At 39.8% G+C, this 13,320-nt stretch carries 20 protein-coding genes; 3 read left to right on the top strand and 17 right to left on the bottom strand.

From position 1 onward, the window contains the following. Positions 1 to 79: 79 nt before the first annotated feature. The 17 genes from HT671_RS04205 to HT671_RS04125 form a co-directional block, all read right to left on the bottom strand. Entirely contained in the window at positions 80 to 490 is a 411-nt protein-coding gene (locus tag HT671_RS04205; protein ID WP_050222802.1) for a DUF1492 domain-containing protein, read from the bottom strand. Positions 491 to 865: 375 nt separating this feature from the next. After that, entirely contained in the window at positions 866 to 1,180 is a 315-nt protein-coding gene (locus HT671_RS04200) for a hypothetical protein (protein ID WP_045605141.1), read from the bottom strand. 54 nt (positions 1,181 to 1,234) lie between these two features. Beyond that, positions 1,235 to 1,738: a hypothetical protein gene (locus HT671_RS04195; RefSeq protein WP_138702600.1), complete on the bottom strand. Its 504-nt coding sequence runs from the start codon at positions 1,736 to 1,738 to the stop codon at positions 1,235 to 1,237. Between the two features lie 70 nt (positions 1,739 to 1,808). Further along, positions 1,809 to 2,339, bottom strand: coding sequence for a hypothetical protein (locus HT671_RS04190; protein ID WP_138703079.1), 531 nt, complete (start codon positions 2,337 to 2,339; stop codon positions 1,809 to 1,811). An 82-nt stretch (positions 2,340 to 2,421) separates the two neighbouring features. Beyond that, positions 2,422 to 2,589, bottom strand: coding sequence for a hypothetical protein (locus HT671_RS04185; RefSeq protein WP_166735302.1), 168 nt, complete (start codon positions 2,587 to 2,589; stop codon positions 2,422 to 2,424). A gap of 352 nt (positions 2,590 to 2,941) precedes the next feature. Then, positions 2,942 to 4,384: a DNA primase family protein gene (locus HT671_RS04180; protein WP_172923054.1), complete on the bottom strand. Its 1,443-nt coding sequence runs from the start codon at positions 4,382 to 4,384 to the stop codon at positions 2,942 to 2,944. Between the two features lie 79 nt (positions 4,385 to 4,463). Continuing rightward, entirely contained in the window at positions 4,464 to 5,330 is an 867-nt protein-coding gene (locus tag HT671_RS04175; protein WP_138703081.1) for a primase alpha helix C-terminal domain-containing protein, read from the bottom strand. A 140-nt stretch (positions 5,331 to 5,470) separates the two neighbouring features. Continuing rightward, the gene (locus tag HT671_RS04170; RefSeq protein WP_078238569.1) at positions 5,471 to 5,746 is read right to left on the bottom strand and encodes a hypothetical protein; all 276 of its coding nucleotides are present in this window, start codon (positions 5,744 to 5,746) and stop codon (positions 5,471 to 5,473) included. After that, a complete protein-coding gene (locus HT671_RS04165; RefSeq protein ID WP_138703082.1) occupies positions 5,739 to 6,080 on the bottom strand; it encodes a DNA-binding protein in 342 nt (113 codons plus the stop codon). The genes HT671_RS04170 and HT671_RS04165 overlap by 8 nt, the downstream gene beginning before the upstream one ends. Continuing rightward, on the bottom strand, positions 6,061 to 6,354 hold the full coding sequence (locus HT671_RS04160) for a hypothetical protein (RefSeq protein WP_138703083.1): 294 nt from the start codon (positions 6,352 to 6,354) through the stop codon (positions 6,061 to 6,063). The genes HT671_RS04165 and HT671_RS04160 overlap by 20 nt, the downstream gene beginning before the upstream one ends. Beyond that, complete coding sequence (locus tag HT671_RS04155; protein WP_138703084.1) at positions 6,351 to 6,566, bottom strand: hypothetical protein; 216 nt, start codon at positions 6,564 to 6,566, stop codon at positions 6,351 to 6,353. Before HT671_RS04155 ends, HT671_RS04160 begins: the two co-directional genes overlap by 4 nt. Before the next feature lies 1 nt (position 6,567). Then, positions 6,568 to 6,768: a hypothetical protein gene (locus tag HT671_RS04150; protein ID WP_138703085.1), complete on the bottom strand. Its 201-nt coding sequence runs from the start codon at positions 6,766 to 6,768 to the stop codon at positions 6,568 to 6,570. An 11-nt stretch (positions 6,769 to 6,779) separates the two neighbouring features. Then, the gene (locus tag HT671_RS04145) at positions 6,780 to 7,280 is read right to left on the bottom strand and encodes a hypothetical protein (RefSeq protein WP_084862661.1); all 501 of its coding nucleotides are present in this window, start codon (positions 7,278 to 7,280) and stop codon (positions 6,780 to 6,782) included. 283 nt (positions 7,281 to 7,563) lie between these two features. Beyond that, complete coding sequence (locus HT671_RS04140; RefSeq protein WP_138703086.1) at positions 7,564 to 7,992, bottom strand: hypothetical protein; 429 nt, start codon at positions 7,990 to 7,992, stop codon at positions 7,564 to 7,566. Positions 7,993 to 8,146: 154 nt separating this feature from the next. Next, positions 8,147 to 8,320 carry a hypothetical protein gene (locus HT671_RS04135; protein WP_000130088.1) on the bottom strand — a complete coding sequence of 58 codons (174 nt, stop codon included), beginning with the start codon at positions 8,318 to 8,320 and terminating at the stop codon, positions 8,147 to 8,149. A 269-nt stretch (positions 8,321 to 8,589) separates the two neighbouring features. After that, positions 8,590 to 9,216 (bottom strand): Rha family transcriptional regulator, encoded by a 627-nt coding sequence (locus tag HT671_RS04130; RefSeq protein WP_138703087.1) that lies wholly within the window; start codon positions 9,214 to 9,216, stop codon positions 8,590 to 8,592. 121 nt (positions 9,217 to 9,337) lie between these two features. Continuing rightward, on the bottom strand, positions 9,338 to 9,574 hold the full coding sequence (locus HT671_RS04125) for a helix-turn-helix transcriptional regulator (RefSeq protein ID WP_283240382.1): 237 nt from the start codon (positions 9,572 to 9,574) through the stop codon (positions 9,338 to 9,340). Between the two features lie 134 nt (positions 9,575 to 9,708). Here HT671_RS04125 and HT671_RS04120 point away from each other — a divergent pair, with 134 nt between their 5' ends. The 3 genes from HT671_RS04120 (at position 9,709) to HT671_RS04110 (ending at position 13,313) form a co-directional block, all read left to right on the top strand. After that, positions 9,709 to 10,461, top strand: coding sequence for a S24 family peptidase (locus tag HT671_RS04120; RefSeq protein WP_240148695.1), 753 nt, complete (start codon positions 9,709 to 9,711; stop codon positions 10,459 to 10,461). A 580-nt stretch (positions 10,462 to 11,041) separates the two neighbouring features. Then, on the top strand, positions 11,042 to 12,208 hold the full coding sequence (locus HT671_RS04115) for a site-specific integrase (RefSeq protein ID WP_050222791.1): 1,167 nt from the start codon (positions 11,042 to 11,044) through the stop codon (positions 12,206 to 12,208). Between the two features lie 160 nt (positions 12,209 to 12,368). Further along, positions 12,369 to 13,313: a magnesium transporter CorA family protein gene (locus tag HT671_RS04110; RefSeq protein ID WP_000815629.1), complete on the top strand. Its 945-nt coding sequence runs from the start codon at positions 12,369 to 12,371 to the stop codon at positions 13,311 to 13,313. Positions 13,314 to 13,320 lie beyond the last annotated feature (7 nt).

Genomic DNA, 13,320 nt, shown 5'->3' with positions numbered 1-13,320 from the left:
TATGAGATGACGGGACAGGCACACCGTCCACTACTCTTTAGCGCTTAGATTGTTCTAGGCGTTTTTTTGTGCTCACCTATTACCCCACATTTGCTAAGTGTTCTATGGCTTTTTGCCTTACTCGATATACCGAGGCTGTAGATACACCTATTTCCTCAGCAACTTGCCAAGCGTCAAGAATATTCAAGTAGAACAGCCTGAGAACAGAACGCTCAAGCGGATTGGCCAGCTTATCGATCAGCCTAGATATTTCCATTCTCTCTTCAGTAAGTCGCTCAATTCTCTGTAAAGTGTCCTCTTTTAGTTTTAGAACGCTTATAAGGTTATTCTCTGCTGTATTTACCCTGCTTGTTTGTACTCTAGTAGTGCTCAGTTCTTGCTTTTTGATAATACCACTTTCTAAAGCTGCAAGCTCCAAATATAAGCCTTCTATTTCTTTATTGATCCACTTAACGCCCTCTAGTTTTTCTTTTACCTGCTCTGGTGTCATGCCTTGGTCTCCTGTGTGATATAATATTATTGAGATTATAGCTGAGGCGGAGCGCCTTGGCTTTTTTCGTTTTCTCTATGTTCGCTCTTAGTTCAAGCCTATTCTCCATTCCATTTGATAGGCAATTAAGGGACGTTTTTATCTCTCTTATCTCCTTGTCATTCTGCAAGCAATTAAGAAGGCTTATTGTCGTCCTTATCTGCCTATCATTCTGCAAGGAGTAGATCCGAAATAAGAGGGCTAAAAACTTCGCTTATCTGCTTGTCATTTCTCAGGGAGTTAAGGAGGGTTTTTATTGCTCTTATCTGCTTGATAAATGATAGGGGGATATAGCCACTTTCTCGGCGTTCGCTCGGAGTTCAAGTATATACACCCTTACCATTCCTCTGGTTCGCTAAACATACTTTCAGGCAAGCCACAAACTAATACAAGATACTGACACGCGCTATAATCTACCCAAAGCGCTCCATCTTCAGAATGGTTAAAATACTTGTCTGGTAGTGTTCCAAGATATGCACCATTTTTATATATAGATACCCCACCTTCTCGGCTTGGTAACAGTCCAGTATATCCTCTGCGTAGTCCATGCTTCAAAGCGTTGCTATTGCCATATTTGGGCTTTCTATTGCCCTTGTTGCCTTTTGCTACTTGATTGCCCGGCAAAAACCTCCCTTGGCTATCGCGCTCCATATTTCCCCCTTATACGGTGTTCGTTTGGTAAATTACACACTACTTCATATTGTCTCACAATCTCGAACCATTCAGCCAAAATCTATCCCCTTTTTCAATATACTTCAAAAACTTCTTATAGTGCTTATGATACCTGTCACGTTTCATATACCTTGGTCTTTCAGGGAAACCATCAAACATATATCCACCACGTCTAGGACTCCACCCTGGTTCTACCTTTCTGGCTTCTTTTAGTGCAAGCTCCCAGTAGTATTGGCAATCCGTTTTACTGCGGTTCAGGGTACTCTTGTGGATATCTAGACAAGTACCGCAACTAAAATACAAATACCGTTTATAAAGCAACCTGCACCGTCTCCCACAATCAGGGCAAAGAAAGAAATATCGATTACCTCCCTTAGTACCTGCTATTCTGTCTAATTCAAATGATTCTCCACCAAAATCAATCATTAAACTATCCAAATCAATCTCTAAACGTTGACCGTCCAACTCGGCTATACCCTTAGTTATTCCTCTCAGCTTCATTGATTTAGTGATTGTTTCTATTGCTAACCGCTTCATTATTTCCCCCTATATGGAAAAACCCAAAACTATTGACTTGTTAACAAAAAGGGGATTGCTCCCCTGTTTTCTACTTCAAATGCTCTGTATAACCAGCAAGGCCTTTATATTCGCCCTCTACGTCCAACTTTTGGAGTAGGCTAATACTTTCATCGCCTAGCTTTTCCAACGTACCAAAAGCAGTCATAGAGTCCATAGGGATAGGCGTATCAGAAAGCAAGCGATCAGCATAGTCTAATAGTTCCAGCTCGTAGTCTGTGACTTTTTCCAGCAAACTCTCAAAATCCTCTGACTCTTTGAGTTGAAGCACGCGCTCCCGTTTATAACGTTCTTCAAATGCTTCATCGTCCACTGGTTGGTTGTAGTAGTCTTTAAAACTGTCACAAATACGCTTGAAGGTCTTGTTTAGTTTCTTATCCTCCACATACTCAGCTACAAGCGTCCCTTTATCCTTGTGAGTTATTGAAATAGATGGTACTTCATAAGTCCCAGTCATATATCCCAGTAGCGCGTGACCTGCTACCATAGCAGTATCTAGGTCTTTAAATTCGTAAGTGAAAGTAAATGTTTTTGCTTTATCTGAAAATGTTTTTAGTGTCATGTTGTTTTTACTCTTTCTGTTTTAAGGGTGTCACTAGTAGTTACACCATTGCAAGGGGGTCGGTACTATCTACCCCATTTTGTTACCTGTATAATACCAATACGATAGCCACCGAATTAAAGGATTCACTAGATGGTGTACCAGAAATTTTAACGTCCAGCACTTCAACAGTTGCCATGAAGTCATTGATCTCTTTCTCAAAGTCTTCTTTTTCCCATCGTCTAGTATATTCAAATAGTTTAACTTTCATGTTGTTGTCATTTCTTTATTTTAAGGTAAATTATGTAATATTTTTCGTGTTCTGTGACCTTCTGTGACAAAGAACGTCACACGTTCAAACCCTTGAGGCTCTAGGTGTTTCACCACCCCTGTGACCCTGTGACGTTCTTTTGTTTTATCGTTCCTATATATATAAATACTGCATTTTTCTCTATATATAAGAGTTGGAAAGAATGTCACAACGTCACACCTATTCCCCTAAAGCTAGATATATCAAGGCTTCAAGGGGTGTGACCTTCTTTTTTGAGAACGTCACACAACGTCACACTTTTTTTAAGAAAATCAGTATTATCAAGGGTTTAAGCAAAAAAAGAACGTCACACTTATTCTTGTTTAGTGTTAGAGTGTTGAGGTGTCCGCATTTTTATCTTGTCAACGTCCCATGCCTCTAGTTTTTCAAAATCTTCTGAAGGAACTCTTTTCTTTCTTAGAGAATACCGATTAGGTGTCAACTGTTGTAAGTGCTTGATAGTTTCTTTACCAGCCCCGTAAACATTGGGTTTGGGTATTCCCATATCTTCGGCGTAGTGCTTTAGTGATCTTGTAACGATAAAAACAGGTACTACGTCCAGCTCATGCCAACCTTTTTCCATGTATTCATGCTTAACCCATGAAAGTAAGTAGTCATTATCCTCCTGGTATTCTTCTAGGAGTCCTTTAACTGCTTTAGGTTCGATAAAGTGAGTAAATGGCTCTTGATTGATAGCTTTGTAGAGGGCATATTCTAGGACTTCCTTGTTTGCTAAAAACTCATTTTTTATCCAAGGCTTTTCCTTCTCCCCGTTAAAGTCAGCATTAAAAGGGACGATCATAATTCTACGATACCAGCCTTTTGTCTTGTTGCCACCGTTGGGAATATAATTCCCTGAAAAGATATTGAATAGCTTGAAAGTAGCTTCAAAGGCTGGGCGTCCTTTGGGATTGACTAGAACAGTGTCCCCACTAGTGATACTCATTAAATCAGACGGATTTTTTAAGTATTCGTTTGGGGCTTCATCTCCGATATTACAAACTTTACCTACCAGGGTTTCTAAGTTATGCTTTTCAGCAAACTGTGCAGGTTTTAAGGCTGATATATTGCTTTCCCCTATCAGATTGATAAGGAAGCGCTGGAATGTCCCCTTACCGTTGTTACCATCCCCGTAGAAGATAGCGAACTTGTTTCGGGTGTAGTTAGGATTGATAGCCTCTAGGATAATCTGCCAAAACAGTGTTACCAGTTCACTATCATTACAAGCGATTGAGTTTAGCCAATCATCAAAAGTTTTGCCCTCTCTATCTATTGGGACTCGTTTAGGCGCGTGGTAGGCCGTGCTTATCTTACTTGTAATTACATACTTAGGACTAAAGGGGAGTAGTTCCTTAGTTTCTAAGTTGATAATGCCGTTCTGTACGGGAATAAGGTTGGCGCTTTCTAAAGGTTTTCGTATCTTTGCCAATGTTCTCACCATTAACTTAATCTGTGGCCACTCTCTGGGTTTAATTCTAACGTCAAAGGTCTTACACAAAAGATTGAAAAGATCATTGCTAGCAGTATAGATACCCTCGTCTAAATCGTAGATATAGAGTAGGCTATAATCAGGTATATTGCTCTTGCTGATAAAAGTAAATGTGACAATCTCGCTCAGTATTTTTGCTACTGTGAATGTCTGAGGCATGGCAACCTTTTCGGTAACGTCCCCTGTGGTCTCATTTACCTTAGTTTCGGTATGTTCTGCCCGCCATTCTTCTCCAGCTTTAAATATACGATTTTCAAGCTCCTTCATCGTTCTAGGAGGTTGTTCTTGCTCTCTGACCTCCAAGATTTCACTTTTTAGGTTTGCTAATTCTTCTAGTTCTATGGTTCTAACCTCTCTTTCTATATTCAGCCCGTGCTATACTGCTAAAAGTGCGGTCTAGCTCGTCAATAGGTAATGGTTCAACTGTCACGCTATTGGCTATCTTTGTAAGTTCATAGGCGGTCTCTAGGTCACAATCAACCCACTTATTAAAGAGTAAGCCTACAAATCGTGTCAGTGCTACGTTTCGCCCTCCCTCGTCTCCAAATCCGTTGAAAAGCGTGTCAATGATCCTCATGGTCATAGATTTCTGACCGCTTGGCCTTGGAGTGTATGGAAGACTTGTAGCATTCTGTTTGACTGGTTCAGCCGTTGTCTGTGGTACTGGATAATCAAGTCCATGCTCTACAATCTTTTGATAACTTGCTGGGTCGCCTGTTGTTACTGGTAGCCCTTGGAGTTGTGACCATGTTAAACTGGCCATGTCAAAGGGTAGCCCAATCTTATCAGCAATCTCTTTCACTACCTGCTTATAGGTCGCCTCATTCATCACGTTGTCAGGCTTCACCACAAGACGAAAACGGGGCTTTTCTAAGCTATGTTTGATAGTCGGGTATAAGATATAGGAGTAGCCAAATAAAGCGCTAGAAATGGCTTTTATAAAACCCTCAGTCGTCCCCTGTATATCGTCATAATCAAGGAAAATCAAATCCCGATAGATTAGACTGGAGTTGTTTCGCTTGTAACTGCCATGCTTTTCTGGTGTCACTTTCCCACTGATACAGTAAGGCGCTTGTGTACGTTTAAATTCTTCAATGTTTGCCCCTTCAGGGACTACCAAAGGCTTAAAGCGTTCAATGTACTGGAACGGCTCAATCTTATCAAATGGATAGACAAGATTACTCTGAAAGCCTTTAGCCTCGTAAATTGTCATACTATCGCCCCTTTTTGCGTTTCTTTTTTAACTTCTTCAGTAGCTTTTGTTCTTGGAACTGTTCCAAAGATCTGCCACGGTGCTTATACAATTTAATGTCATGATAATGACCTCCGCCTTGTGCTGGGTGTGTGTTATATCTACCCATTCTCCACCCCCAGAAACTTCCAGATGTCAGGAACTAAATAGTAAATCATTCTTGAACCATCGTCAGGCGGTTGATAGCGTCTTAAACCCTGACTTTCCCACTTATTTAGCGTATTATCACTAATTTTCAATTCCTCTTTGAGTTCAACCCTATTTATAAGCTTAGTCAGTCGTGGTTTGAGTCTATCACGCGCTTCAAGGTATCTTTCCACTACCTCCAGAATGCCATGCGCTAGGTCTTGCTCGCTTTCTCGGCTTAGGCTAAACATATTCGTCCGCCCCCTTCAGTAGTTGCTTATAACTCTCTAAATCAGCATTTAAAAGGACAGTTAGGCGCTTTTCTTCTTCTCGTATCTGATTGTAAAATGTTTTTGCACCGTCCAGTAACTCCTCTTTGTTAGCTGGGATAAAATATCCTCTAAATGTTCCATGACGTACCCCGATGATAGGAACGCCGTAGCGCGTGATCAGACGGCTGATAATATCTTGCACGGTTCTTTCTGCTAGCTTAGTAATCAGGCTGATTTCTGCCCCTGTTATGGAGTTCTCAGCCCCCACTTTGATTAGTCTTAATACTCGTTTGTCATTCTCTGATAGGCTCATTCAGCTCCTCCTCTCCTTTGCTTTTATTCAAAAAGGTTATTTGTCCGCTCGCTACCCCTCGCAAAATATCTTTTTGAGTTTCTATGATTGTATCAAGGGTTTTCAAAATAGCTGTCTTAGTCTCTAAATCCAACGTTTGTTTTGTCAACAAGCCCATAGTTACAGCTAACTTTGTCGCATTGTCCATACACGTAGCTAGAAAAATATCTTTAGTAAAATAAGGTTCGTCTGGTATTTTTTCAATATCAGGGTATAAATTCATTGTGTAACTCATTTCATTCCTCCGTAAACTCTTACCCCTGCAAGCTGGATATAGCGCCCATAATCAGGGTTTAAATCCTCGCTAGGTGTTTCTATCGTCTGTTGGTTTTCTCGCTCAAATTGGGCGCTTTTTTTGCGGTCTCGGTGGTTTAGATAAAGCAGTAAGCCAATCAATACCACCATAAAGATTACCGCTTGTGTGTTGGTCAAATCTAATTCATTCATGTTATGCCCTCGCTTTGTAATTCTTGATATAGTCCACTTGATTAGTTCGCTCCATCTTCAAAAACTCCTCCACCTCTTCGGTACTTACCTTTCTATCTACAAAATCAGCAATAAACTGGAAGAGGTTCGGATTTCTCTCCTTGATTTCAGCCATTTGTTCATCAAATTCTGCTTGTGTCATGTTGTCTAGGTCCAGTGTCATTGCATTGCCTCCTAATCAATCATCATTCCACGAGTATATAAGGATGAGTCTGTCCATGAATCCAAAACGTTCTTTTTCCCTCGTTTTTTCTTTGCGATATCAACCGCTATGACTTCCCATACATAATTCAATAATTGGCTTTGTTCCATTGGGTAGGTATTTTCTTTAGTTATTTCAGCTAGGTAAGTGTTTAAGAAAAGAAATCCATCAAAGTTGGAAAGTAGCTTTATAAACTTAGTATCACCCCAATAATTTCTGTAATAAGACTCTTCTCGTTCTTCTAGTTCTCCTATTACTTCAGCAACTACTCTCTGTTTCATCCTTTCCGTCTGTTCCTTAAGTGTTTCCTGTTGTTCACGGTATTCTGTGCTAGTTAGTTCATTGTAGACATCATCCAAGTCGTTCAATACCCTGCTGATTTCTCTTTTAGCTAATGCAGTTCCATCTCCTACAAGAATTTCTTGTATTTCTTCTAAATTTGTTGAAATAGCTTCTAATTGATCTGCTATCATGTTTTTCCTCCGTTGGCCTTTTAATTGTCGTTTACTATCCAGGATATCCTCACACTCAAAGTTTTGCGATGGCGAGTGTGGGGGTTTTGAATGGTTGTTTCTTATACAGTTTTTCCTGTCACAGGCCTCACGCTCAGAAGTTTGCCGACCGAGAGCGTGGGGCTTTTTGAGTTGTTTCTTATAGACGATATCTTCACGCTCAGAGTCGCCAAATTGAAAGCGTGAGAAAGTACCAGTTTAAAGAGTTGGCGCTCTATTTTGCTCATTCGTATGATGTCATACGCTAGCCCTCCATCATGTCGTAAAGTAGGGCGTAGTGCTTATCTGGGATTCTATCCAAGGCTTTCAAGCCGTCGTGTTCTGCTTTTTGTCTGGTTTCCGCCTTGACCGTGCTATCAAAGGCGATAGAAAAGGCGTTCAGCATTGCCTTGTATCGGTCTACGCTCTTCAAATAGCGCCCACGTTCAGACAATTCTTTATCTTCCAATTCCTCTTTTACCGTACCGTCCAAGAGTGCGAACTTGCTATAAACTCCTTTTTCTAGTGTAAAATCTAGGCGATTGTTTTGTTTCAGCTTGCAGAGGTTGGTTCTGCAACTCTCTAGGTTACGATAACCTAATACTTTAGTAATTTCTTCTAGGCGCTTACCCTCTAATTCAGGCAATTTTTCAGCTATATCTTTGAATTTTACTACTTGATGTTGTTTTCCCATTGTTTCCCTCATTTTTTGGGTACGCAAAAAGCGCACTCTATTTCTGTGTTTGACAAATAAGAGTACGCATGATAAGATATTTACGTACCTCATTCGTGGGGGCGGATACTTTGCAACTTCTCGGATTGGCGTTTGACAAGTTGCAAGGTATTTTTTATTTAGTAAGATTTTCAAAGGCTTTTCTCAAAGTTTCAGGTTTTGTCAAACCATTCTTTTTACCGTACTCTTCCAGCTTACTATTTAGCTGTTCGCTAACTCTGACTGTTAATTTTACGGTATTAGAATTTTCTCCCTTCGGACGTCCTACTTTCTTTATTTTGTCAGTCATCGGATTGCCTCCTTTCTTGACGACATAAATTATTATAATTATTGTCGTCTTAAATGTCAACCCCTAAACCGAAAAAAATTTAAAATCTTCCCAGCGTACCTTATTTTATTTTCAATGTACTAGCGGAAACCGCTGTATTATGCTATAATCTAGGTATAAATCTTTACTAAAACCTCTTTGATAATAGCTTGCCTGCTTTGTTAAATTCGTTTTAGTGTTAGTGTTAAAGGCTTTGCTGATTGGTCTCGGTAAGCCTTTTTTTGTTGCTCTCACGCGCTTCTTTGGCGTGTTTTTTTATTTCTGAATGCCATTGCTTTGATTTCCTGATAACTCATATTCAAGCCAATCATGGCTATTACCATATCCTCAAATGCCTGGTATTGCTCTAGCTCGTCACTGGTCAAGCTATCGATGCCATTATAGCCCCCACGTTCTTCCCTTAACTGCTTAGCGTTCCTGTCAGTTACTGCCTTCAGTAGCAGGTTGTTCATGGTGCTATGCGGATGCTTTGGGGCTTGTTCCCAGTTCTCAATACTGTCATGCAGTGTTTTTCTTTTTGACTTTTCTAACGCCCTCTGCATACGAAACTTAGAAAGCTCATCACGCATTTCAAAGAATGCTTTGACTAGGTTGGTTTTGAAGTTGGCCACTTGCTCGGTATTCTTTAAGAATGTAACTAACAAGGTCGCTTGTTGCTCATTCAAAATATAGTCCTTGGTATTCTGGCCACTCTCCATAGCTTGGATTTTAAATCCAACCTTTCCGAACTGTTCAAACCTTGCTTGATGTTTGCGGATCGTCTTGGTTATTGTGTGATGTTGCAATCCCGTGCATTCTGCCACAATACTGCTCAGTGTATACGGTTCTTTCTTACCGTCCATGTAGACTAATTCCATTGGTTTGCTCCTTTTTGTTGTCAATCTCCAGTGGTAAAGCACCAGTGGAGTATCTTGTAAATGTAATATAGTATTGCGATTGGGTTACTCCTTTCTTTTGGATATCCGTTTAAATCGGATATTATCTTAAAAAAATAATGTCGTCATAAGCAACACCGAAGAGTTTTTCAATCTCTTTTACTTGGGCAACATCAGGAAAACTTTTTCCATTTTCCCACTTACTCCAAGTAGTTGCAGAAATTCCTAATTTTTGTGCCACCTCTGATTGTTTCATGTTGCTATTAGCACGCAACGCTTTCAATGTAAGACGCAAATAGCCCTCACTCCTTTCTTTTGGATATCCGTTTAAATCGGACACAATGACAGCATACGGTAAAACCGATAACTTGTCAACACTTTTTTTGATTTTATTTTCTTTTTTTTCGTTTCCCTTGCTTTTTCTACGTTTTAACCGTATAATTAAATTATGAATTATAGAAAGGCGGTTGCACTATGTCATTAGGAAATAAGCAAATAATGGCGGACAATATCAAAAGACTTTTAAGTGCAAAAGGTTTAAACCCTCGTCAGTTAGCTATTGCATTAGATTTTAAGTATACAACCGTTAACGATTGGGTAAATGCTAAAACTTACCCACGTATAGATAAAATCGAAATGCTGGCTAATTTTTTCAACGTTTCAAAGTCTGACTTAGTAGAAAATAAAAACGAAGAAATTGCTACCACTTCACCAGTTCAAGCCATCTATGATCAACTAACTCCACCAAGACAAGCAAAGGCCTTGGCTTATCTTGAAAAGCAACTGCTGGAGCAGAACGAAGAAGAAACGAAGATAAACGAAGTATCGGAAAACATCATCAGACTGGACGACTACAGACAGACCGCCCAACGTCGTGTTACTGGGGTTGTCTCTGCTGGTAGTGGTTCGATGCAGGACGACGATTTAGATATGGAAGTTTCGTTCTATGAGGATGAAATCCCAGGCGACTATGACGCTATCGCTTATGTCGTTGGCAACTCCATGGAGCCAAAGATAAAGAATGGCGATTACCTATTTATCAAGAATACACCTCAAGTTGACTATAACACTATTGGTATCTTCCAAGTAGACGGTGCTAACTATGTCAAGAAACTGCGTCAAGGATATTTAGAAAGCCTTAACCCTGAATATGCTGATATTCAACTAGACGAAAACAACGATATTCGCACCATCGGCGAAGTCGTGGGCATATATAGAGAGAATTAACCCCATATTCGCCAATAGCAACCATCTTTTCATGGTCTATTGTGCAAAAATAGGGGAAATTGAAGAATAGAAAGCCGATTTTACAGACCAAAGCGCAAAAATAAGCAAAATTGTAAAATAGCAACAAAAAGACAAGCTAGCTACTGCCAACTTGTCTGATAGTACCTAACTGAAAATAAGCGAAAGGTTAGGTATTTACAACATCATTATACCAGTCTTGCAGTTAAAAAGCGACCTATAGCATACCACGCGCCACAATGTCCAACAATCATGAAGCGCGTGCTTCAGCAAGTCCGCTGACTTTGTCTATCAACAACTTCCTTCCCCTTTTTTAGGGACTCAGAAAATGAAGAAAATTGCTTTTTTCCAGTATTCTTGAAAATCCGACATTTTCCAACATTTACCCGTATATGTAAAAACACCCATACTAACCCCATATCCGCCTTGTTTTTTATTCTGGTATTATTTACCGTCTGACTACTTAAAACCAAAAATAAGGGGTTCTCGTAGCCCCTAGCATGATATAAAACCTTTTTGATAATGGCTTGCCTGCTGATGTATTTTAGAAAGGTTTATCATCATGAAAATAACTGAAGTTATAAAAAAAGACGGTAGCAAAGTCTATCGTGCTAATGTATATTTAGGAGTTGACCAGGTAACAGGAAAGAAAGTTAAAACTAAGGTAACGGGGCGGACACAAAAGGAAGTTAAGCAGAAAGCCAATCAAGAAAAAATTACTTTCCAGAAAGATGGTTGTACTAGACAAAAGGCTAGCACCATAAAAAACTATCAAGAATTAGCCAATCTCTGGCTAGAAAGTTATAAGAATACGGTTAAGCCAAACACTCAAGGCAATGTTAGAAAGCTAATCGATAATCATATATTGCCTATTTTTGGGGCTTACAAGCTCGATAAGCTCACTACTCCACTTATCCAGTCAATTATCAACGAACTTGCTGACAAGACTAATAGAGGGGAAAAAGGGGCTTTTCTACATTATGACAAGATACACGCTTTAAACAAACGTATCTTACAGTATGGCGTAACCATGCAGGCTATACCGTCCAATCCTGCGCGTGATGTTGTTTTACCTCGTAACACTCAGAAAGCAAAGCGGAAAAAAGTAAAACACTTTGAAAATCAAGAACTAAAAAAGTTTCTTGGTTATCTCGATAATTTAGATAGCGATAGATATCGTTACTACTATGAGACAACGCTCTATAAGTTCCTATTGGCTACTGGTTGCCGTATCAATGAAGCTTTAGCTCTTTCCTGGTCTGATATAGATTTAGATAATGCCGTGGTACATGTTACCAAAACACTAAATCGTGATTTAGAAATTAATAGCCCAAAATCTAAGGCTAGTTATCGGGATATAGATATAGATCAAGCGACTGTTAGCATGCTAAAACAGTACAAACTACGCCAAGCTAAAGAGGCTTGGAAGATAGGGCAACGTGAAAGCGTGGTATTTTCTGATTTCATTCATGACTATCCTAGCAGTTCAAGACTTAAAAGAAGATTGCAAACACATTTTAAGCGTGCTGATGTTCCTAACATTGGATTTCACGGATTCCGTCACACTCACGCTAGTCTCTTGCTTAACTCTGGAATACCATACAAAGAACTCCAGTACCGCCTAGGTCATTCCACTTTATCAATGACCATGGATATATATAGCCACCTCTCAAAAGAGAACGCAAAAAAAGCAGTATCATTCTACGAAACTGCACTAAAAGCACTATAGGGGGAGCAAAAAGGGGAGCAAATTTAAAAATCAACATTTCAAGACAAAGTAAAAATCCAATAGCAACAGGATTTTTGTTAGATTTATTTTGAAAAAGGCCGATTTTGTAGTATAATAGTACGGTGTGAAAAAATCTGAAAAATGAGAAAGGATAAGGGATATGAAACAAGTTTTTCTCTCTACAACAACTGAATTTAAAGAGATCGATACGCTTGAACCGGGTACTTGGATCAATCTCGTCAATCCGACTCAAAATGAATCACTCGAAATCGCCAACACCTTCGATATTGATATTGCCGACCTTCGAGCACCGCTCGATGCGGAAGAAATGTCTCGTATTACCATTGAAGACGAGTATACCCTGATTATCGTAGACGTGCCGGTCACGGAGGAAAGAAATAACCGCACCTACTACGTAACCATACCGCTTGGTATTATCATCACTGAGGAAACCATTATCACTACGTGTTTGGAACCACTACCTGTCCTTGATGTCTTTATCAACCGTCGTTTGCGTAATTTCTATACCTTCATGCGCTCACGTTTTATCTTCCAGATTCTCTATCGCAATGCAGAACTTTACCTAACAGCCCTTCGTTCGATTGACCGTAAGAGTGAACAAATCGAAAGTCAACTGCATCAATCAACTCGTAATGAAGAATTGATTGAGCTCATGGAATTGGAAAAAACTATCGTCTATTTCAAAGCCTCCCTCAAAACAAATGAGCGCGTGATTAAGAAATTGACCAGTTCAACCAGCAATATCAAGAAATACCTTGAGGACGAAGACCTGCTTGAAGACACCCTGATTGAAACCCAACAGGCCATCGAGATGGCAGACATTTATGGAAACGTCTTGCATTCTATGACAGAGACCTTCGCCTCTATCATTTCTAACAACCAGAACAACATCATGAAAACCTTGGCTCTTGTGACCATCGTCATGTCCATCCCAACCATGGTCTTTTCTGCCTACGGGATGAACTTTAAGGATAATGAAATCCCCCTAAACGGAGAGCCAAATGCCTTCTGGTTAATCGTCTTTATCGCCTTTGCTATGAGTGTCTCGCTCACTCTCTATCTCATCCATAAAAAATGGTTCTAAGAGGAGT

Origin of the sequence: Streptococcus sp. 2741 (assembly GCF_013276315.1) — a bacterium.
Classification (GTDB): domain Bacteria; phylum Bacillota; class Bacilli; order Lactobacillales; family Streptococcaceae; genus Streptococcus; species Streptococcus pseudopneumoniae.
This window is presented reverse-complemented; position numbering and strand designations above follow the sequence as displayed.

Bases quoted from the DNA above. Each gene is read 5' to 3' on its own strand.
- HT671_RS04190 (WP_138703079.1), bottom strand. From the start codon at position 2,339: ATGACACTAAAAACATTTTCAGATAAAGCAAAAACATTTACTTTCACT.
- HT671_RS04155 (WP_138703084.1), bottom strand. From the start codon at position 6,566: ATGAATGAATTAGATTTGACCAACACACAAGCGGTAATCTTTATGGTG.
- HT671_RS04185 (WP_166735302.1), bottom strand. From the start codon at position 2,589: ATGAAAGTTAAACTATTTGAATATACTAGACGATGGGAAAAAGAAGAC.
- HT671_RS04205 (WP_050222802.1), bottom strand. From the start codon at position 490: ATGACACCAGAGCAGGTAAAAGAAAAACTAGAGGGCGTTAAGTGGATC.
- HT671_RS04135 (WP_000130088.1), bottom strand. From the start codon at position 8,320: ATGACTGACAAAATAAAGAAAGTAGGACGTCCGAAGGGAGAAAATTCT.
- HT671_RS04115 (WP_050222791.1), top strand. From the start codon at position 11,042: ATGAAAATAACTGAAGTTATAAAAAAAGACGGTAGCAAAGTCTATCGT.
- HT671_RS04170 (WP_078238569.1), bottom strand. From the start codon at position 5,746: ATGTTTAGCCTAAGCCGAGAAAGCGAGCAAGACCTAGCGCATGGCATT.
- HT671_RS04120 (WP_240148695.1), top strand. From the start codon at position 9,709: ATGTCATTAGGAAATAAGCAAATAATGGCGGACAATATCAAAAGACTT.
- HT671_RS04130 (WP_138703087.1), bottom strand. From the start codon at position 9,216: ATGGAATTAGTCTACATGGACGGTAAGAAAGAACCGTATACACTGAGC.
- HT671_RS04145 (WP_084862661.1), bottom strand. From the start codon at position 7,280: ATGATAGCAGATCAATTAGAAGCTATTTCAACAAATTTAGAAGAAATA.
- HT671_RS04150 (WP_138703085.1), bottom strand. From the start codon at position 6,768: ATGACACTGGACCTAGACAACATGACACAAGCAGAATTTGATGAACAA.
- HT671_RS04175 (WP_138703081.1), bottom strand. From the start codon at position 5,330: ATGACAATTTACGAGGCTAAAGGCTTTCAGAGTAATCTTGTCTATCCA.
- HT671_RS04195 (WP_138702600.1), bottom strand. From the start codon at position 1,738: ATGAAGCGGTTAGCAATAGAAACAATCACTAAATCAATGAAGCTGAGA.
- HT671_RS04160 (WP_138703083.1), bottom strand. From the start codon at position 6,354: ATGAGTTACACAATGAATTTATACCCTGATATTGAAAAAATACCAGAC.
- HT671_RS04110 (WP_000815629.1), top strand. From the start codon at position 12,369: ATGAAACAAGTTTTTCTCTCTACAACAACTGAATTTAAAGAGATCGAT.
- HT671_RS04165 (WP_138703082.1), bottom strand. From the start codon at position 6,080: ATGAGCCTATCAGAGAATGACAAACGAGTATTAAGACTAATCAAAGTG.
- HT671_RS04140 (WP_138703086.1), bottom strand. From the start codon at position 7,992: ATGGGAAAACAACATCAAGTAGTAAAATTCAAAGATATAGCTGAAAAA.
- HT671_RS04180 (WP_172923054.1), bottom strand. From the start codon at position 4,384: ATGAAGGAGCTTGAAAATCGTATATTTAAAGCTGGAGAAGAATGGCGG.
- HT671_RS04200 (WP_045605141.1), bottom strand. From the start codon at position 1,180: ATGGAGCGCGATAGCCAAGGGAGGTTTTTGCCGGGCAATCAAGTAGCA.